Origin of the sequence: Anditalea andensis, from assembly GCF_000714815.1 — a bacterium.
GTDB classification, from domain to species: Bacteria; Bacteroidota; Bacteroidia; order Cytophagales; family Cyclobacteriaceae; genus Anditalea; species Anditalea andensis.
In genome coordinates this window covers 56,929-77,397 of the sequence record NZ_JMIH01000028.1, presented here as the reverse complement: position 1 = coordinate 77,397, position 20,469 = coordinate 56,929, and the positions used below count along the sequence as shown (strand labels likewise).

Here is a 20,469-nt window from a genome sequence, read left to right as displayed (position 1 = left end):
GAGTCAAAGTATGGCTTAAGACCTTACCAATGCTTGGGATTTTTCATTTACCTCTGTAAAACTGAAATAACCGACGACAATAATGGAAGCCACACAATAGAAGGCTACAGTAGCGGAATACCATAAACCAAAATGCTCACTTGCTCCGAACCAGTCACCCATCCAATAGATCATAAATAATCCCAATAAGGACTTACCCATTTCCATATATAAGGCATATGGATTTCTGTCCATCAGTTCCGTATAGGCATAAACAGAAAGCACTACAAATGCCCCATATATGAAGATATAGGGTGAACCGATGACGGCGATATGGGAGAACAAGTAGACCAACAGGAAATAATTAAAAAACAACTGTATCCATGCCCATGCCTTGAATTTACTGGAAGCAGGGGGATCGTATTTTTGGTACAAATAGGGGTCTCCTACGCTTTCTAAGGGGTATTTTTCTATTACATCAGCAGGTCTCCAGCCCGTCTTCATAAACCAGATCTTTAATTTATCTTTCCAACTTTTAGTATGATAAGCATCCTTCCAAAGCAAAAAGATATGCTGGTAATTAATTTTGATGGGATTCCAGGTTTTGGCAGGCCGGGTGATGCCATAGACAATTTTTATGTCAGGCTTTTCCTCCTGAAAGGTGCCAAAAAGTTTGTCCCAGATGATAAAGATTTGCCCTAGATTTTTGTCCATATACTCTTCGTTGACCGCGTGGTGCACCCGGTGATGGGATGGTGTCACGATGACTTTCTCCAGCCAGCCCAGTTTACCTATGAGCCTGGTATGGTACCAAAACTGCAGGAAAAGATGTATAGGTGCCACGATGGCAATCACTTCTACCGGTACACCAAGAAGTGCCGCAGGTAATAATAGGAAGAAGAAGTAATCAACCACACCGGAAACAGTCTGTCTAAGGCCGCAGCTAAGGTTGAATTCCTCGCTACTGTGATGGATCACATGCCTGTTCCAAAGGAAGTTGATTTCATGCTCCCATCTGTGTTTCCAATATCCTTTAAAATCAATCACTATGAATGCCACTATATAAGTAATCCAGGTAGCCTCTATGGACATCAGGGCCATATGGCCGAGCAGCCAGTCATAGCTAATGATAGCGAGGCTGAGTCCAAGTACATCCTTAACCACGTTGGTCACTCCTGAGCTGATGCTTGATACGCTGTCCAGTCCACGTGAGACTTTCCTGCCCATCCTCCATTCAAAAAAATGCTCCACTGCTATTAAAAACAGAAAAATGGGGATGGTATAATTGATGACTTTGGCGTATAAATCCATACTCCTTGCTCTAGATCAGTAGGTTACATCATAAATATAGCAGTTTTAAAGGTATAAATAAATTTAATTTAATAAGATATGCTTCTAATAAATCTTGAATCATCGATAGTATGGCACATAAAACAAATAGGCCAATCTTTCCAGTTGATAGGTTACATTTTTTAATAGTTGCCCGGAGTATTGATCAATGATCCAAAAAAGAGTGCATTGAAAAACAACTTGTTTGTTCCATACCAGGTGCCCCTGAAGTTTGGGTTTTCGGCAAACATGATGACCCTACCCAGACCCTGTTCATGAACTAATAAGGATGCAGAATTTTTGATTTTGTCAAGATTGGCTTGAGAAACATATCCGCTCAGATAAGGGCTTTCTCCATATTGGGCTACAGTGCTGTAAGGATTTTTGGAAGGAGCTAAATATACAGTACTGTTTCTATATACCGGTAGCTTGCCATCAGAATACCCAAAACCTAATGGATGCGTAAGATCGAGGTCTACCAAATATATAGACCCACCCACTGACCGTGCTCCTTCTGTGGCTGCCGCATCAGCAAAAGGGATCCTTCTTTCCGCTTTGGCAGTATCATTTGGGGAAATTACCTCTCCCTGTGCCAAGCCTTTTTCTATGGCCCATGCTGCAGCGGATTTAAAGGTAATCAATGTTCCTCCTTCAGCTATCCACCTCTTTAATTTTTGCACAGCATTGTCATCCACATTCTTGTATTGGCCATGTACCATTACTATGGTAGTGTACCTGCTTAGATTAGTTCCGGCAAAGGAACTCATTTCCACTTTAGTGATAGGCATTTTTAGCTTTTCATCCAGTAGAAACCATACTTCGCCCACTTCGGTGGAATTTACCCCTTGCCCGGTGAGGATCATGGCCTGGGGTTTTGTCAACGTCTTTACATTGGCACTTCCCAGATCCACCCCTTCTAGGCTTAGTCCTGTTGTCACAGAAATCATGGGAACTCCATTTTCTTCTATCACCTTTTGGATAACTTTATATAGACTGTCAGCAGATATTTTCTGTACGGATACAGGTATACTGATGGATCCTGCACTTAAAGATTTTTCCCCCGAAGATGTGCCGGCAGTGATAGGTTTGAAGATGGTTTGGGTAGCCACGCCTTTTTGCTGCAAACTGTAAAGTGCCGCAGGAGCATTATAATCTGCCCAGTCCATGATATAGGCATAATTGCTTTTTTCCGGAGCTTTATAATTTTCTGCTGTAGTCTTCGCTACCCGCTTTCCTTTATTTACACTTGATTTGGCTTCTGCGTGCTGCAGGTTATAAGCCAGTGCTAGGGTCCAGGTGGAGGCATCATAGAATACGCTGTCATCGAAGTCCGTGGTCTTGGCAAAAACAGATTCCACCATTCTGTATTGTGGCTGATCTGTTGGTACGATATAGGATTTTCCTTTTTTGAACGGTATTCCCCCTATATTCTGATCATTTTCTACCTCATAGACTTCGATCTGGTGGGCCAGTAGGACATCGGTAAATGTACGCAACCTGCTGGCGTCTGCTGTTTCACCATATACATAAGCACGGATCGGATTTTTCTTGGCATCAGTAAGTGCAGAGTGAAAAAATGCTCTTTGGTGCCTAAGAAAAGTTTCCCTGTTCTCTACTGCACCTTTCACAGTAGCCAAGCCTGTAGCAGTATGGTTTCTGATGGTAAAAGCAAAGGTCAATTCACCTAGACTGTTTTCCTGGATATTTCCTCGGGAACTTGCCTGCTCAAAAGTAATGGCTAACCCACCGTGAAAGTCAGCATAAGTTCCTCCATATCCCGGATAGATGTTATCAAACTGTTCTTTGGTAAAGTAAAGTGAACCCAGGCCGTCCAGAGCAGCGGCATGGTACTGGGCCATGATGTTGTTTAGTCCGTCGTAATTGCTTCGGGGGACGAGTCTGTTTTCCGAGCTGAACTGCTTGGTAGGCTCAAAGAAATAAGTGGAGCCTGTGCCCATTTCATGGAAATCGATATAGATATTCGGCAGCCACTTATGGAAATGGGCCAATCTGTTTCTACTCTCCAGATGTGCCAGCGGAAGCCAGTCTCTGTTCAGATCAAACCAATAGTGGTTTCCCCTGCCTCCTGGCCATACTTCATTATGCTCTCTATCCGCTGGGTCGCTTACGGGAGGATTTCCCTGGTGCATGCTCACCCAGTTGGTATGTCTATCTCTTCCATCAGGATTAAGTGCCGGGTCGATAAAGATGACAGCCTCATTGAGATACTGCTCCGTTTCGGCATCCTGGTTGGCTGCGTAGTAGTATGCGGTGAGCATGGATACTTCGGTACTGGAGGATTCATTACCGTGAACATTATAGCCCAAATGGACCAGTACGGGCATATTTTCAAGAGAAGGAGCAGTCTGGGCAGGATCTGCCAGCTGCATGTGGTCTTCTCTGATCCGGTCGAGCCTCCCGTGGTTTTGAGGAGAGGTAATGGTCAGGATGACCTGGGGACGGTATTCATATGTTTGCCCTATGGTTTCTATAGTCACCCGGTCAGATTTCCTTGCCAGTTCCTCCATGTAAGCCACCACCTTGTCATAGCGAGTCTGTCTTTCTCCTATCTTATATCCAAGGAAAGACTCAGGTGTAGGTATATTATTGTCAAAATGCTGGGCATTTGGAAAGAAATAAGCGTTCTGAGCCTGTAGAGGGAGTGATGTTAAGAATATCCCTCCTGCCATTATTAGGGAGAAGAAACTCTTAAGAAGAAAATTATTCATATAGAAGAAATGATTTTTCCTCAATATGGAGAAATATCGTTAATCTTAAAAATACAATTTGATGAGTGATCAAATATCGATGTATGTTTTATTTACCTTTTCCGTTGAAAAAAAAACATTAAATTTTATATTTAAGTAACAATAACTACCCATTTAAACCTATTCCCATGTTCAACAGAAGAAATTTTATTAAAAGTACAGCGCTGATGTCTTTGGCTACATTAGCTGGCACAAATAAACTAATGGCAATGCCTTCACTGCTAAATAATATCGGGATTCAACTTTTCTCTGTACCCAAAATGCTTAGTGAGGATTTTGAGGGTGGTCTTAATATGCTTTCTTCCATTGGATTCAAAGAGCTAGAGCTGTTTGGTCCATATCCTTTCAGTGATGAAAAAAACATCAAACAATGGGCCGGAGCGGCTACTATGCTCGGTTTTTCAGGAAGCGGCTATTTTGGGAAGAGCAGGGATGAAGTAAAATCTCTGATGAAGAAATATGGTTTTAAGGTTCCTGCGATGCATACAGATATGGAAACACTGTCCATTAAGATGCCTGAACTGGCAGAAGCCGCCAACTCCCTTGGGGCACACTATGTGGTTCTGCCATCCATACCCGATGAAAAGCGCCAAAATCTTGATGGGTATAAAAGAGTGGCAGATGAATTTAATCAAATAGGGGCGGAGGCAAATAAGTATGGGATCAAGTTTGCTTATCATAATCATGGGTATGGCTTTCACGAGATAGATGGAAAAATCCCTATGGATATCATTTTTAAGGAAACAGATCCTAAATTAGTCTATTTTGAAATGGATGTTTTCTGGACCACAGCGGCTGGAGCTGATCCGGTCGCGTTATTAGAAGAGCACAAAGGCAGGTATAAATTGATGCATATAAAGGACATGACGGAGAAAAAGCAATTCTCCGGGGACGGGGGTGATGCTTCCCAGTGGTTTGTCCTCTTTCCTTATATGGCGTCCGCTGGTGAAGGGGTATTGGACCTGCCTACCATTCTTTCTACGGCAAAGAAAAATGGAGTGGACCATTTCTTTGTAGAGCAGGATATGGTCAAGGAACCTAAGGCAGCTTTGGAGAAAAGTTATAAATATTTAAAGACAGTATAATTTCATATAAAAAAGGCCTACTGTTCTGCAGGCCTTTAATTTTATTTCTTTTGCGGTTTTTCCCGCTGCACTTCCAGCATATCCACTGGTGGAGGAGTATTGTCTCCCAATAAATGCTGAACAAAATAATCACCCATTCTCCAGAAGAAGTATTCGGTCATATCCCCAAAACCATGGCGCTGTCCCGGCAGTGTAATCATATCAAACCTCTTATTTGCTTTTATGAGCGCATTTGCCATACGGATGGTATTGGCGGGATGTACATTATTATCCACATCTCCAGTTACTAAAAGCAATCTGCCTTTCAGGTTATTAGCGAGATCTGGGTTTTTTTCTATTTGGTATACGAAGGTGGTGTCCCCTTTAGGGGTAATGACCTCCTGCGTGCCATGGTGTTTTTCAGACCACCATCTGTTATAAATATTGTTCTCATGGTTCCCGGCGCTGGACACAGCGACCTTAAAGAAATCAGGATATACTAACATAGCTGCAGTGGACATAAATCCTCCTCCTGAGTGGCCATGAATTCCCACGCGTGATTTATCTATATAGGGATGTCTGTCGGCTAATTGCTCTACGGCTGCTTTTTTGTCATCTAGGCCATAGTCACGGAGATTGCCATAACCATAGTTATGGTACCACTTTGACCTGCCGGGATGGCCACCCCGGTTTCCTGAAGTGATGACGATAAAGCCCAGTTGGGCCAGTCGGTCTATTCTGTCCATTCCTCTTCCAAAGGATTTGTTCACCGCTTCGGTTTGAGGGCCAGGATATACATACTCTATAATAGGATATTTTTTAGTAGAGTCAAAATCATAGGGCTTATACATTACGCCGTAAAGATCTGTATATCCGTCATCGGCCTTAAAGGTAAACGGTTCAGGGAACTTATATCCTGCTGCCGTAAGAAGGGAGAAGTCGGAACTCTCTAAATCCATGACTTTCCTTCCCGTTCTGTCATGTAGTGTAGCCACAGGTACGGTATTTACCCTAGAGGAATTATTTACAAAATAGGATCCTGTGTCATTCATATTGATACTGTGGTTAAAGTTACCTGTATTCATAAGGGTAACAGCTCCGCCGGCCAGATTTACACTATATAGATGTTCATAATAGGGATCCTCTCCGCTTTCTTTGCCATTGGCTACAAAGTAGACTTTTCTGTTTTTCTCATCTACTCTTGCTATACTTTCCACATGATAGCTGCCCGAAGTTAGCTGACGCTTTAGTGTTCCATCCGAGCCGTATAGATACAGGTGTCCCCATCCGTCTCGTTCTGACCAGTGGATGATTTCTAGGCCATTGCTTAGGATTTCTGGCTTATTGATATCTATATATGTATTGCTTCTTTCTTCTACGATGACTTCTTTTTTGTTATCCCTAAGGTTCCATTTACAGATATCCACTTTCTTCAAATCGCGGGATGTTATGGAGAAGTAAAAACTGTTATTGTCTCCAAGCCATTTGATCGGTTTAAAGTCATCGTCTCTGGCATTATTGGGAAGGGATGCGGACCATAAACCTATGTTTTGATCTTTAAATGTAGGAACAGGAAGTCTGTTCATGTTTTTTGTCTCAAAGGAATAATGGACCAGCTCTTGGATAGGCTGTTCCTTTTCTCCCGGCATAGCATATTTATAGGACTCTAAGGTAGGCCTAGGATCTTTGGTGTGATGGATCACCCACAGATCCTTTACCTGTCTGTTATCCGACCGGGTAAATATGAACTGCTGAGAGTCATCACTCCATAAGACCATAGCACGTTTGCGCTTATCCTTGTTTTTTTCTTCATCTACATTGTCTTCACCTCTTCCTCCTGTACCATAGTCATAATCTTTTTCGCCGTCCTGGGTAAGCTGATGTTCCACTATAGTAGAATCCTTTTCATCTTTTACAGCTTTAAGAAAATCAGCTTTATTCATCCAGTAAAGGTTATGGTGTTTTGCAAAAATAATTTTGGATGAATCAGGTGATATGTTAGCCCATGACTGTCGCTCGGGCTCCTTTGCGGGATCTTTTATTTCTGTTAGGATCTGGGTGCCTAGGTTGTAATGAAATTCATAGGTTTTTTGCTCTAGAGAATCTTTAGCATTTTTATTTTTTGCTTTGATTTTGTCCCAGTCTTTTTTTAATACCTGCTCCGAACTTTTAATTCTAAAGCTTATCGTACTTTCATCCTCAAGGAATTTTAAATCGTTAAGGTCAAGGTGCTGTCCATCAAATGGGTCTTTTACGATCCTGGTGATTTCAGCTGCTAGCTTATCTCTGTCAAACAAATCATTTTTGGTCTTTTTGCCGGGGTCTACGATATAATAAAACTTTCCTTCACTGGTTTCATATTCATACCAAAACCGGTCTGACTTCTTTAACCAGTGTGGATCCACATCGGTAGAGAAAATCATCTTTTTGAGTTTTTCAGGAGAAAACCTGGCAGCAAGTTCATAGTTGCCTTTTTCTACTCCCACTTGGGCATAGCCCCACACGGAAATAAGAATAAAGCTTAAAGATAGGATACATCGTTTCATATTATTATCAAGGTTCAAAGATCCGAAACTATAATAATTTCCATTAATTGAGGAACCATTGGTGTAAAAGCTGATGAGGGATTACTGGTATGGATACATATTTTAATATGTTATTACCCCGTTATCTTCTCTGAAGTTAATAATCATGAAGTCATTGAGGGTGATACGGATATCGAAGTGAACGTTTTGTAAATCTATTTTCAGTTTATCTTTTGGGCATTAAATGGACACTTTACCAGATTTATGGTTATGCATATCTAAATTTTATTCCTTTTTTATACTGAGTAAGGATATGATGTTCATCCAAACCACATTCATAAATAAAGTATGTTAACAAACATTAACATTCATTAAATCTATGCCATTAAATAGATCTGATGAGAATTGAATTTTAGTATTATATTCGCGCCGATTTATATTGATTTTGACTTAAAAGGTCTGGCATGATGAGGCTTTAGTTATCAATATGAATTGAATTTCAGAAGTTTATAAAGTGATTTGTTGGAATTCTCTAAGTTTAAAGAAGTGTCTAAAAATACCATAACACTAACACAAAAATTATCTATGAAGTCAATTTTGATTTTAATGCTTTTACTGGGCACCAGTCTCACCGGATACGGTCAATCTGAGACTGATTCTGCTCAAATCCTGCTTATTACGCGACAAATGGATGTATTAAGAACAGATAATGAAATCCTCTTAAACAGCCTTGATCTAACCAATAGAACCCTGAATGATCTTATCAATGACAAAAAGATATCAGACGGTACTAAATGGCAAACCATCAAATCAAATATCAATCATTCCACGCAGCTATATAAAGTGCTCAGTGATGATATCATCGACCTCAAGTCCAGATTGACAGATGAGGATTATCAGGGATATATTAAATCATTGAGCAGTATTCAGGAAGGACCTTTGGGGTTTTCATTTCAGGATATAATTATAGAATCCGCCAATAAAATAGTATTGTTCCCCAACAAGACTCAATTGGATAGGTTTTTAGATGTTTCTAGAAATATCATGAGCAGTCCGATCATCGCCAGTGTACCCTTTGTCTCCAATGCAGTTTCCGCTTCCAACAGTATATTAAACGTAGCCTATAGCGCCTCCTTGTCTGATAAGAAAAATGACCTTACAAAACTGAAGACTTTTGAAAATGAACTGAACCGGTACATCGCCTACTATACCACATTGGATAAGGCCAATGTTCTCAATCAGACTTCCAACAGCGACAGACGTGTACTATTGGAAAATCTTCAGATGGAATTGTTGACCAAATTAAAAAAAGATGCACCCCGTTTGGGTTATACTGTTCCGGAGAGAAGGACCAATGAAAGTATTGATTCCTATTTTAATAGGGTTTTGGGTGAATTTAACCGTGAATGGAGTGATAAATACCTCAGTGAATTAGAACGAAAATATAGGAACAGCAGGGGAGAAGTTAATTATTCGGACCTGATACAAAAAGAAATGGATATCAAGTATTTTAATAATAACGTCACTGGGCTGGTTGATCTATCGAAAAAGTATATTCTTTATTACGATAATTTTTTTGAAATCGCAGATAATTATCAGTTAAGGATTATAGAAGCGATAGATTTGGCCCGTAGCAACAACATCATTAAAGCTAAAAAAACCAATTCTGGTGAGCTTTCTCCTGTACAGGTCTATGAAGAAATCATTACCAGTCTTAGAAACAAAAAATATGCACGTGATAATGGTATTATCAACAGTATAAATATTGTTGAATTAAAGCAGCAGATGGAGAGGGTGTTAGATTATAAAGTAATCTAATATTTTCATTCAAATCACTTAATACGAAAAAATAAACCTAGGCACACTATGTAGCCTAGGTTTTTTGTTTTTCCTTTGGTTTAACATTCAGACAAGGTATAAGAAATATAAATGATATATAAGGAAAGCTCAGATTTTAAGGGTAATGATTTTCGGATAGACGGACTGGAATTAGGAGAATATGAAAACTGTACTTTTTCAGACTGTCTGTTTAATAATGTAAATCTATCCGGGTTGATTTTTATAGACTGTCAATTTATAGGCTGTGATATGAGTATGGCCCTTTTGGCTCAGACTTCCTTTAGAGAGGTCAATTTTAAAGAGTGCAAGCTGTTAGGCTTACATTTTAACAAATGCAATAGATTTTTATTTTCAGTGAATTTTGATAAATGTATACTAAATTTTTCTTCCTTTTATCAAATCAGTCTAAAGAAATCCATTTTTACTGAATGCAGGTTAGAGGAGGTTGATTTTGTGGAGAGCAATCTTACCCAGGCTGAATTTGGTAATTGCGACTTTCAAAAGGCAATGTTTAATAGAACTATTCTGGATCGGGCAGATTTGAGCACTTCTTACAATTTTTCTATCAATCCTTCCCTCAACAGTCTAAAAAAAGCAAAATTTTCCAAGGAGAATGTGTTGGGATTATTAGATGGGTTTGGCATCATCATTCAATGATGTGCATATTGGTAAAAAAAGAAGCCATCCCTATAGGATGGCTTCAGTGGTATAGAGTTAAATCAATTGTTTGCTATATTATTAATTTCTGGTAGTCACTACGAAACACATAGGTGAACCCATTAAGTGATCGCCTTCTCTGTCCCGTACAAAAGCGTTCAGATAATTATCTGTATTTCTGTCAGGAAGTGTCCATGTGGTGGAGGCTATACCTTTGTCATTAAAATTGCTTTTGGTAGGGGTAGCGGTACCATTATTAGCATACCTGGTTTCCCATTCTACTTCAAATATGGTAAAGTCTATTTTATCATATTTGCAAAGGATCACTGCTTTAACCTCTGGTTTCAGCGTAGCTTTACGTGGATATTGTTTTTCATAACTGCTGCTTACCATTTCAAATCTTAATTGACCTGGTACTACTTTATTATGGTAGATCATCAGATTTTCTTGGAACTCAAATGGCAAATAAATTGCTTCAAGTAAGAATATAAATCCAGCCCCTTCTTTTATCAAAGTTGGACCATCTAAAACAGCTGCTAACATCAGCGCTCTCTGTGCTATACTGGCAACCAATGCACGATTGTTATATACAAATCTCTCGCATGAAGCCCCAGTAAGTAATTTTTGTGTTAAACTGGCAGATATGGCTAGTGCCTGTAGGAAAGCTGCGTCCATATCAGTTGGAGGATTGGCAAAAGCCTTATCCAGTTCTGATTGCATAGCAAGTACCATTGCCTTACCACATTCTTCCGCTCCCTGTCTTTGAAGCATATAAAAAGATTCACCTATACTTAAGTAAAGTAGGTTGGTGGAAAGAGCCCTTTGATTGGCCTCTCTGGCTGCATCTGATTTTTGAGTTATGGTAAGGGTATAATATCCATCAGGAACAGTAGTTTCTGTGATAGAATATTGATTAGGATATATAGGCTTAGGATCTAAAATAAAACTGTGGGTATCTTTACCTTTATCATCTCTATTTGGAGTATATCTTGCCTCTACATAGCCATTGCTCCTATTGTTGATTTCAGGTGACCCACCGGTTTTGATCCATTGTCTCATATCCTGAGTGACCCTATTGGCTTCCTTGTTACCGTTTTTGTCAGCATAATTTTCCGCAATGAAGCTGCTCATTGCTCTGATATTACTGACCATCTCGCTGTTGGTAGAATAGATTCCTTCTTTGCTGCTAAGAAGCCTATCCACAGAAGAGACCAGAGACCTGTATGCCGGAGCTGAAGGTGCTGAGTCATCAAACTGCTGCCTTTCTTCTGCACTTAAAGTAGCATAAGCGGGTATGATATCATGAAGCGCTGCAGTAACATTTTCTGCTGTTACGTTAAGTTGGCTCTCATTGGCTCCCAATTTTACTACAGCCAAAATTTTGTCGCTGTTCTTCTCTACAAACAAAACTAAGTCAGAGGCACCATGTGGTACTGCTAAAGAACGGTTTTTTACATTCATGGCCATGGTGTCATAAAGACTGTAGGCTATGGAATTGCTAAGATCATACTTGGTATCCAAGTTTACCTTTACCTCACGACTTCCAGCAGGGATAATTTTACTGTCATTGTCCAGTAAATAATCTTCGTTTTGATTATCCACGCAGGACATGACAAGAAATCCTATGAATAGGATCAGGATTAAGTTGAGTTTTTTCATACTTGTAAAAATTTAAGTTGTAAAATTTAATTGGACTTAGTTATATTATCAACATTGTTAATCCATAAGAATCACTTGCTTAAAGGTTAAAATTAAATTACGTACCTTGTTTTTTGCAAATGAAATAATAAAATAAGCACTTTGTCAAAAGTAAGCATATTTTATTGTTAGTAAAAATTTTTATGAAAATAATTTAACGACCTTATATACTTTTTTAAAAGAAAAGTCATTTTAGGATTTTTAAATTAATTTTATATGATTTTATTCATATTATATATAATTATAATACGTATAAATAATCTTTCTTTTTTCCTATGTTTTATGATCAAAAAATATCATCCCGCTTTTGGAAAATAGCGGCCCGTACGAGAGTATGATTCACCTGTATGATAAGGCGATTTATGAATATATAAACAGATATGATGATAGCCTAGTTAAGCTAAGTGCATCTCAGTCACGGAATGGATTCCGTAATTTTTTTTAACATTAAATGTTTTAAAGGAAACTATACCTGAAAAGCTCCTTATATTGGATCATTGTTAGCATTAGTTTTTTGTTAATTTAAGGTTTAGGTCTATATAATGAAACAAATAACCTGGGGTATAATAGGTTGCGGAGATGTGGCCGAAAGAAAAAGTGGCCCTGCCTTTCAAAATGTTCCAAATTCATCTTTGATAGCTGTCATGCGTAGGGATGCAGACAAGGCAGCTGATTTTGCATTAAGACATCAGGTGCCTAAGTGGTATTGCCATGCTCAGGATATCATCCATGACGATGATATAAATGCAATATATATCGCTACACCCCCATCCTCACATGAAAAATATGCTTTAGCTGCTTTGGAAGCCGGTAAACATGTTTACCTGGAAAAGCCTATGGCCTTGGATAGGAAAAGTGCTCTTAGAATTCATCAGAAAGCACTATCCAGTAAAGGCAAGTTAGTTATAGCCCATTATAGAAGAGCACTTCCTTTATTTATAAAGGTGAAGCATTTACTGGATGAAAAAATTATAGGTGAAATTAGCTGGGTAGATATTCGGATGAGTGAGCCCGTCACTTCCCATACGGCGGCTGACTCTGAAACGAACTGGCGGTTGAACCCTGTTATCTCCGGTGGAGGCCTGTTTCATGATTTGGCACCGCATCAGCTGGATTTGATGCTGCATTACTTTGGTGAAGTAGATGAGGCTATGGGTTTTTCTATAAATCAGTCCCGTATGTCAGCAGCGGATGATCTGGTACATGGTATCATAAAATTTGCCAATGGAATCCATCTGCGCGGTGTGTGGGACTTTGCCTCCGAAAAGGGTCAGGAAGATATTTGTGAGATTCATGGTTCGATAGGAAAAATCGCCTTTCCTTTTTTTGGGGATAAAATAAGTGTATGGCAGTCAGGAAGTAATTCAGCCATACCAATGCCATACCCGCAGTTTGTTCAGGAACCAATGGTCGCCCAGGTGGTGAATTATTTTTTAGGCAAGGGCACCAATCCATGCCCCGGAGGAGAGGCGGTGGAGGTCATGAGGATCATGGACATCTTCACCCAACCCAGTCAATAACTTATACTCAATAAATATAATGAAAGATATCAACGATTTGACCGGAAAAGTGGCCGTTATTACCGGAGGCGGTGGAGTACTTTGTAAGGCTTTTGGAAAGACATTGGCTAGATATGGTGCTAAAGTAGCCCTACTGGACCTTAATGCTGAAGCAGCGGAATCTGGAGCTCAGGAAATCATAGCTGAAGGAGGAGAGGCGATAGGAGTAGCGGTTAATGTATTGCAGGGTGATAGCCTAAAATTAGCCCACCAAAAAGTATTGGAAGCGTTAGGGCCTTGTGATATATTAATAAACGGAGCAGGAGGAAATCACCCTAAAGGAACAACAACAAAAGAATATCTTTTAAAAGAACATTTAGAGGATGATTCTTTGACCACTTTTTTTGATCTTGACCCCGATGGGATACAGTTTGTTTTTAACCTTAATTTTCTGGGTACATTTCTTCCGACAAGAGAATTTGCAAAGGATATGGTGGATAGGGAAAGAGGAACTATAATCAATATTTCCTCTATGAATGCCTTTAGGCCACTTACAAAAATACCAGCTTACAGCGGCGCCAAATCATCGGTGAGTAATTTTACACAATGGCTTGCGGTACATTTTTCCAGAGTAGGCATCAGGGTAAATGCCCTAGCTCCCGGTTTTTTTCTTACTGAGCAAAATAGGAGACTACTGACTCAGGAAGATGGATCACTTACTGCTCGTGGCAATACGATCATAGCGCATACACCGCTGCAGCGGTTCGGTACTCCAGAAGACCTTGATGGTACTTTACTTTGGCTTTGTGGTTCAGGAAGTGCCTTTGTGACCGGAGTAGTGATACCGGTGGATGGAGGGTTTAGCGCATTTAGTGGGGTTTAAATTATAAATGGTAAAATAATAAATATAAGAATATGAGCATGGAGCAGACTTGGCGTTGGTATGGGCCAAAAGATGGAGTAAGCCTTTTGGATATCAAGCAGGCCGGTGCTACCGGGGTAGTGACCGCACTTCACCATATCCCAAATGGAGAGGTATGGGAAGTGGAAGAAATTCAGAAAAGGAAAGATAGTATAGAAGCGGTAGGCCTAACTTGGTCTGTGGTAGAAAGTATTCCTGTTCATGAAAATATTAAAACCAGATCGGGTAACTATCAGGCCTATATAGATAATTATAAGCTAAGCATCAAGAACTTGGGAAAATGTGGCATAGATACAGTGTGCTATAACTTTATGCCTGTACTGGACTGGACGAGGACTGATCTTGCCTATGAACTTGAAGACGGTTCCAGGGCTTTACGTTTTGATGCCAATGAATTTGCGGCCTTTGAACTTTATTTATTAAAAAGACCAGGTGCAGCATCGGACTATAGTTCCGAACAAAAAGAAAAAGCTAAAGCAGTTCTTGAGAGTTTTTCTGAAGGTCAAATTGATGTGCTTATCAATAATATTATAGCTGGGCTTCCAGGAGCCGAAGAGGGATACACCCTGGACCAGTTTCAGGTAGTATTAGATACCTATAAAAATATAGGGGCGAAAGAATTAAAAGCCAACTTAAACTATTTCCTCTCTCAGATCATCCCGGTGGCAGAAGAGGCGGGCGTGCTCATGGCTATTCATCCAGATGATCCACCATATCCAATTCTTGGTTTGCCACGGGTGGTATCTACCGAACAGGATGCGAAGGACTTATTAGCCGCAGTGGACAGCCCTTATAATGGCCTTTGTTTCTGTACAGGTTCTTATGGTGTTAGGTCGGATAATGATCTACCGGGCATGGTCCGTAGATTGGGAGATAGGATTAACTTTATTCACCTGCGCAGTACCACTAGTGATAAAGAGGGCAACTTTTATGAAGCCGATCATCTCACAGGAGATGTGGACATGTACGAAGTGATCAAAGCAATATTGGAAGAACAGAAGAAACGGGGAGTTTCAGGCCGTAAGGATAGAAGATTACCCATGCGTCCTGACCATGGGCACCAGATGCTGGATGATCTGAAGAAGCAAACTAACCCTGGATATTCGGCTATTGGAAGGCTGAGAGGATTGGCAGAACTTAGGGGGTTGGAGCTGGGGATCAGCAGGGCATTCGGATTATGACAGTTGCCTTATAATAGCGCAGACGATACAAGTGATAACTTAGATAAAGGTAAATTTCATATTAGACATTTTAAATTGAGTCGAGGATGAAGGTATCATATTAGCTTGCCCCACTATGGCGGAAGCTGATGTTTATCTTCCTTATCCCCTGGTATGGGAAAGTATTCCATTGATAACCTATTGTAGATCCATGAAACAACTTTATATCATTTTTATTCTTTCGGTACTATCCTGCGGAGGGAAAGGTAACGACGGAAACCTGGCAGTAGCAGTAGCGGTTGCAGAGACAGACTTTGACTGGCTCCTGGGAAGCTGGGAAAGAATGAATGATGAAGGTGAGAATTTTACCTACGAGACTTGGCTTAAAATAGATTCCTCAACCTATCATGGAGTAGGGCATACTTTGCTCAATGCCGATACGGTCTGGCAGGAGGAGATGCGGTTAGTAAATATAGCTGGTAGATGGAATTTAGAAGTTTTTTCCAAAGGAGATACAGCCGCTACTGTATTCAGTTTAACTGATATAACACCAGAAGCTTTCACTTCCCAAAACGCGGAAAATGATTTCCCAAAACAGATCAAATATTACAGAAACGAGGAGTACCTTAAGGCAATCGTATCGGGAGAGGGGATGGAAATTTCTTTTGATTTTAAAAGGAATTGAAGTTTATTGGCCCATTATTGCGTTAAAGTCAAAAATCAGTCTGTATAAATGGCATATAATATTGACTAATCCTCTTTTCCCCGGAAAATTTTGCCTACTGGTTAAATAAGGTGCCATCTATTCTATAAAGCACCTAACGGGTTTTATTAAATAGATGATTAGGTTATAGATATTGTTATTAACCTGTCCTTTGCTCCATCCAGGAGATGAGGTCTGAGACCACTTCATTCTTTTTAGGTTCATGATGAAGTTCATGGTAGAGGCCAGGATAGGAAATGAGGGTTTTGTCCGGTGAACTTATAGCTTCAAAAAATGCCTCACTTCCTTTGGGATTAGTAAGCTTGTCATCACTGCCATGAAGTATAAGTACTGGTAGTGTAAATTTATGGGCTTTAATTTCTATATCCTTCATCATCCGTAATAGTTCATGGGCAGTCCTAGCCGGAACTGCTTTGTTATAAACTAAAGGATCATTTATATATTCTTCTACTACTTCATCATCGAGACTAATATATGAAGGATCCAATTTGATGGTTTTTAATTTAGGGGCACATTTACTGACCAGAGATGATAGAGCAATTAATAATTTAGATGTACCTTCAGCAGGCCTCAGTGCTGCAGCACTGAGGATAATGCCTGTCGGAGTGGGCTTATATGTTAAAACATATCTGGCCACCAGTGCTCCACCCATACTATGACCATAGATGAATATAGGTAAATTTGGAAAATACGCGGTAGCTTTATTATATAAGGAGTCGATATCTTTAAGGTATTCCTCATATTTATCAATATATGCATCTGGCTTTGGAATTGATGACTTTCCATGTCCTCTCCCGTCAAAGGTAAATACAGCAATATTATTTTCAGTAAATCTTTCTACTAAAAAATCATATCTACTGCTGTGTTCACCTAATCCATGAACCAGAAAAACGGTGGCCTTTGGATGCTTGGGTACCCAAGCCTGTAGATAAAGGGATAGGCCATCATGCGTTTGATATGAAGATTCCAAGTGGTTCATGATAGGAGTAGTTGACATATAGTTAGTAATTGATTTGGTAATTATATTATTTCAACATCACTTTTATATTGGTTCCGGAGGTTTTAAAACCTTCCATTTCATCTGTGGAGGACCTTCGGTTATTTTCTCCATTAACTTTCCAAAAGGTGAATTTACCTTTTGGAAAGAATATGACAATATCCCAATCGTTTCTGATTTGGTTGATTTCAAAGTGGACCTCATTACCTTTCTTTCTATAAAAGAAATCAAGCCTGTTATCCGCAATGATCAAATTTTCTATTCTTGCTTCCTGCCACTGCATAAGCATATTAGGATACATGAAAATAGTTCTGTTTTTTACATGAGGTACGATATTAAAGCTTTTTACCATAGGCACTGCATAAACATAGAGCATCCAAGTAGGGGTCATCTGCTTGTAGCTTTTAGGGGGGATTGTTTTGGTGTATGAATCATTTAATGCATTCACGCGATCTAAACCAAGGCCATTGTCTTTAATTGAAGCTTTTTTAATCGATCTGATTTGCTTTTTGTGACTATCATAAATTCCATTGGAACCTATAGGTTTGCAATGTTTAGCTGATATAAAAGGGAGTGTGGGAAGATTTATGGTCTTATCGATAAGCCTATGTACTGTCCTACATTCAGGTTTTGGTGGATGTTCCATTGCAAGATAGTCGTTTGCAATAAGTAACATCAGGTAGCCTAAGAGCGTTAAGGTCATTCTATAAAATTATTTATTTGATGTAATTATAGGTAAAATAAATAAATTCTTAATCCTCTCGGTGCCGGTATGTACCTATCCATATCTTTATGTTTATTTATATATTTCTTTTAAAAATTATACTTTTTAAATAAAACTTTATGATAATTTAATGTTGTTAAGTATATGTGGCAAAAAAATTGCATGTCTATGCATATCATATTAAACCACTAAATAAATTTAAAAATGAAAGATCCAAATAACGCACACTTATTAAGAAGTACAGACCTAAGCAGTAGGAATGTAAAAAATTTAAGAGATGAAGATATAGGAAGTATAAAAGATGTGATTCTTTATCCTGACGGTCAGGTAGCTTATGTTGTTTTGGCAGTAGGAACTGGATTTTTAAACATGAACAATAAATATTTTGCTATTCCATGGGAATCTCTTTCTTTTACCAGGGCTGAAAGAACTGATGAAGACCTTGTTACGCTAGATGTAGATAAAGAAAAACTGGAGAATGCTCCTGGTTTTGATGATGATAACTGGCCTACTGGACCCCAGACTGATTTTGTAAACAGTATTCATAAACATTATGGTACTACTTCCCTACGCAGAGAAGGCAGTTATTAATTAAATATCTGCTAACATTTTCAGAAAAATACTTAAAGCAGTTGCTTCGGCAACTGCTTTTTTTATGAATAAATACTTTTTAGTATTCCCATTTATATAGAAGAAGATCATATAAACACACCTGAGCCATATATGGGACAGAAGATCTATTTAGACTATGCTTATTAAAGCCATTTGATAGAATCTGCATGATGCCTTGCTCCCCATTAAAGCAGCTGAATACTTCTGTGAGAGTAAGCAAAGAAAATGAACAATGGAAAGATGGCTATATGCCCCATTCGACTAGGTAGACCAAGGCTCACCCACCAAAGATATGTCCTTTTATTACATACAAAGGAATGAAGGTTCAAAACCTGTCTAAATGAAAATCTGGATTATATAAAAAAGTTTCTATTATTGAAATGGTCAATAGTTAGTCTTTTTATGAAGTACTATTCTTTATGTGCCGGGAGAAATATTTTTCCAATTACCACAGTCAAAACCATCCATAATATTAGTGCGGAATAGAGTTCAAATGGCGTTCTGTCCATTTTCATCACTTCATTCAGGCCCCAATAATGTCTCTGACTCACCAGAAAATAAATATGGGTTAGAAACATGAGCCCTGCTGTACCTAATGCTAAATATATGATTCTTTTATTTTGTTTAAGCCATTGAGTAAGGCCACTCATATCTATAAATGCCAAATAGACCAGAACATGATTGGCAAATGGGATATTCAGTAAGAGAACATTCCCTAAATGAAACAGTGATGCTGTGAGCAGCCAAAACAGCCATGCCTTTCGGCCCATTAGGATAAATAAAAAGGGTGAAAGTTCAAGTAGGACTGCGGCATAATCCAAGATTTCATAAAAATGGAAAGGTATCATAGGGACATATTCTGCCAACAGCCTGTCCCTATTTAAATCATATAGCCCTAGGTAGTACCATGAGGCAAACCCGCTTGTCTGAAGGTCAAAATCCACCCATACCATGGCTTTTCCCATTCCGGCTGTAAACATACCATAGCAGATGATAACTGCAAACACTGCCATGCTTCCTGCTGTAGAGTCATACCTGCTATTAGTATCAGGCCATACTGCGAATGCCTTGCCCCAGCCCGAATAGGAAAGGACAAAAACCATGGCTAATAATAGTGCTCCATCATGATCTATCTTTCCCAATGAATACTGAAAACTGGCCGCTATTATGGTCAATATAAGCCAAATCAATGAAGTGATTCTGGTCTTCAATCCTATGATAATGGCTACCAATAAAATGAGCCTGCCCACATCAATGATCCTGAGTAGGTAGTAAGAAGGGAAACTATCAAATAAATTGGCTATACTAAGGATGGGAGGATTAAACAGTGCCTGTGGCAAATCGGAAATCCAGGTGTATGAAAAGTAATAGTAAAGTAAAAATATACCGGTAATGGCCCTGAATATACCTAGTGAATCTGTATTTACATAGGTGGCATTATTGACCCTACTCCATAAGGCCCTATTTATATGTTCAATGGAGGTGAATAATCTGCGCACTTTCTACTTGTCTTTTTAAAACATTACCCTGTAGGTCAATGGTTTTTTCTACAGCTTCTATTTTGATTTTATCTGCGTCTTGGACCCATATGGCTATGTTGGACTGGATCCAGCTTTTCAGCTCATTGATAGCGATATCATTAGGGACCCTTGGATCCAAAAGGTGCATCTTTTTCAGGATTTTAAAAAACCTCCTTTCCGGATAAGTCCTTGGTGGCAGCAGTCCAAATTCTCTTCGTAAGATGGGTGAGGAGTATTGTTCGGGAAGGGGGGAGAATACCGCTACAGGATCCAACTGTTTCCATGGTCCCCCCGCTTCCTGTACAAAAAATTCCAAGTTTCGATGCATAATTGTATTCCCTTCTAAAGTTTTAATGTGTGGTCCTGAAGGAAGGATGATTGCAGGATACATTTCAAACTGGTAGCCGAAAAGTGTTTTTATGACTAAGGGCATTATCAGTATAAGGAATAGG

At 39.3% G+C, this 20,469-nt stretch carries 16 protein-coding genes; 8 read left to right on the top strand and 8 right to left on the bottom strand.

The annotated features are described in order from the left end of the window. Window positions 1–15: 15 nt before the first annotated feature. Together EL17_RS19575 and EL17_RS19570 are read right to left on the bottom strand one after the other, a co-directional pair. The gene (locus EL17_RS19575) at window positions 16–1,290 is read right to left on the bottom strand and encodes a sterol desaturase family protein (RefSeq protein WP_035078270.1); all 1,275 of its coding nucleotides are present in this window, start codon (window positions 1,288–1,290) and stop codon (window positions 16–18) included. 161 nt (window positions 1,291–1,451) lie between these two features. Further along, window positions 1,452–4,037, bottom strand: a complete 2,586-nt coding sequence (locus EL17_RS19570) for a M14 family zinc carboxypeptidase (protein ID WP_240486036.1) — start codon at window positions 4,035–4,037, stop codon at window positions 1,452–1,454. 167 nt (window positions 4,038–4,204) lie between these two features. Here EL17_RS19570 and EL17_RS19565 point away from each other — a divergent pair, with 167 nt between their 5' ends. Next, window positions 4,205–5,161 carry a sugar phosphate isomerase/epimerase family protein gene (locus EL17_RS19565; RefSeq protein WP_035078257.1) on the top strand — a complete coding sequence of 319 codons (957 nt, stop codon included), beginning with the start codon at window positions 4,205–4,207 and terminating at the stop codon, window positions 5,159–5,161. A 41-nt stretch (window positions 5,162–5,202) separates the two neighbouring features. On the opposite strand, the gene EL17_RS19560 is transcribed toward EL17_RS19565, so the two are convergent. Next, window positions 5,203–7,686 (bottom strand): S9 family peptidase, encoded by a 2,484-nt coding sequence (locus EL17_RS19560; protein ID WP_035078254.1) that lies wholly within the window; start codon window positions 7,684–7,686, stop codon window positions 5,203–5,205. 564 nt (window positions 7,687–8,250) lie between these two features. Here EL17_RS19560 and EL17_RS19555 point away from each other — a divergent pair. Together EL17_RS19555 and EL17_RS19550 are read left to right on the top strand one after the other, a co-directional pair. Further along, window positions 8,251–9,483 carry a hypothetical protein gene (locus EL17_RS19555; RefSeq protein WP_035078251.1) on the top strand — a complete coding sequence of 411 codons (1,233 nt, stop codon included), beginning with the start codon at window positions 8,251–8,253 and terminating at the stop codon, window positions 9,481–9,483. Window positions 9,484–9,594: 111 nt separating this feature from the next. Beyond that, window positions 9,595–10,161 (top strand): pentapeptide repeat-containing protein, encoded by a 567-nt coding sequence (locus EL17_RS19550; RefSeq protein WP_035078250.1) that lies wholly within the window; start codon window positions 9,595–9,597, stop codon window positions 10,159–10,161. An 81-nt stretch (window positions 10,162–10,242) separates the two neighbouring features. Here the strand turns inward: EL17_RS19550 and EL17_RS19545 are convergent, their stop codons facing one another. Next, on the bottom strand, window positions 10,243–11,820 hold the full coding sequence (locus tag EL17_RS19545) for a hypothetical protein (protein WP_035078248.1): 1,578 nt from the start codon (window positions 11,818–11,820) through the stop codon (window positions 10,243–10,245). 581 nt (window positions 11,821–12,401) lie between these two features. Here EL17_RS19545 and EL17_RS19540 point away from each other — a divergent pair. From EL17_RS19540 to EL17_RS19525, 4 genes are all read left to right on the top strand, one after another. Next, a complete protein-coding gene (locus tag EL17_RS19540; protein ID WP_035078246.1) occupies window positions 12,402–13,379 on the top strand; it encodes a Gfo/Idh/MocA family protein in 978 nt (325 codons plus the stop codon). A gap of 19 nt (window positions 13,380–13,398) precedes the next feature. Continuing rightward, on the top strand, window positions 13,399–14,241 hold the full coding sequence (locus tag EL17_RS19535) for an SDR family oxidoreductase (RefSeq protein ID WP_035078244.1): 843 nt from the start codon (window positions 13,399–13,401) through the stop codon (window positions 14,239–14,241). A 32-nt stretch (window positions 14,242–14,273) separates the two neighbouring features. Continuing rightward, window positions 14,274–15,461, top strand: coding sequence for a mannonate dehydratase (gene uxuA / locus EL17_RS19530; RefSeq protein WP_035078242.1), 1,188 nt, complete (start codon window positions 14,274–14,276; stop codon window positions 15,459–15,461). Window positions 15,462–15,651: 190 nt separating this feature from the next. After that, the gene (locus EL17_RS19525) at window positions 15,652–16,125 is read left to right on the top strand and encodes a DUF6265 family protein (protein ID WP_164675178.1); all 474 of its coding nucleotides are present in this window, start codon (window positions 15,652–15,654) and stop codon (window positions 16,123–16,125) included. Between the two features lie 178 nt (window positions 16,126–16,303). Here EL17_RS19525 and EL17_RS19520 read toward each other — a convergent pair whose 3' ends face one another. Both EL17_RS19520 and EL17_RS19515 read right to left on the bottom strand, forming a co-directional pair. Then, on the bottom strand, window positions 16,304–17,143 hold the full coding sequence (locus tag EL17_RS19520; protein ID WP_035078240.1) for an alpha/beta hydrolase: 840 nt from the start codon (window positions 17,141–17,143) through the stop codon (window positions 16,304–16,306). 46 nt (window positions 17,144–17,189) lie between these two features. Beyond that, window positions 17,190–17,864 carry a hypothetical protein gene (locus EL17_RS19515; RefSeq protein ID WP_035078238.1) on the bottom strand — a complete coding sequence of 225 codons (675 nt, stop codon included), beginning with the start codon at window positions 17,862–17,864 and terminating at the stop codon, window positions 17,190–17,192. Window positions 17,865–18,089: 225 nt separating this feature from the next. Here EL17_RS19515 and EL17_RS19510 point away from each other — a divergent pair, with 225 nt between their 5' ends. Next, entirely contained in the window at window positions 18,090–18,476 is a 387-nt protein-coding gene (locus EL17_RS19510; RefSeq protein ID WP_035078234.1) for a PRC-barrel domain-containing protein, read from the top strand. A 431-nt stretch (window positions 18,477–18,907) separates the two neighbouring features. Here EL17_RS19510 and EL17_RS19505 read toward each other — a convergent pair whose 3' ends face one another. After that, a complete protein-coding gene (locus tag EL17_RS19505) occupies window positions 18,908–19,996 on the bottom strand; it encodes a hypothetical protein (protein WP_035078231.1) in 1,089 nt (362 codons plus the stop codon). Continuing rightward, on the bottom strand, window positions 19,971–20,450 hold the full coding sequence (locus EL17_RS19500; protein WP_035078228.1) for a hypothetical protein: 480 nt from the start codon (window positions 20,448–20,450) through the stop codon (window positions 19,971–19,973). The genes EL17_RS19505 and EL17_RS19500 overlap by 26 nt, the downstream gene beginning before the upstream one ends. Window positions 20,451–20,469: the final 19 nt, after the last annotated feature.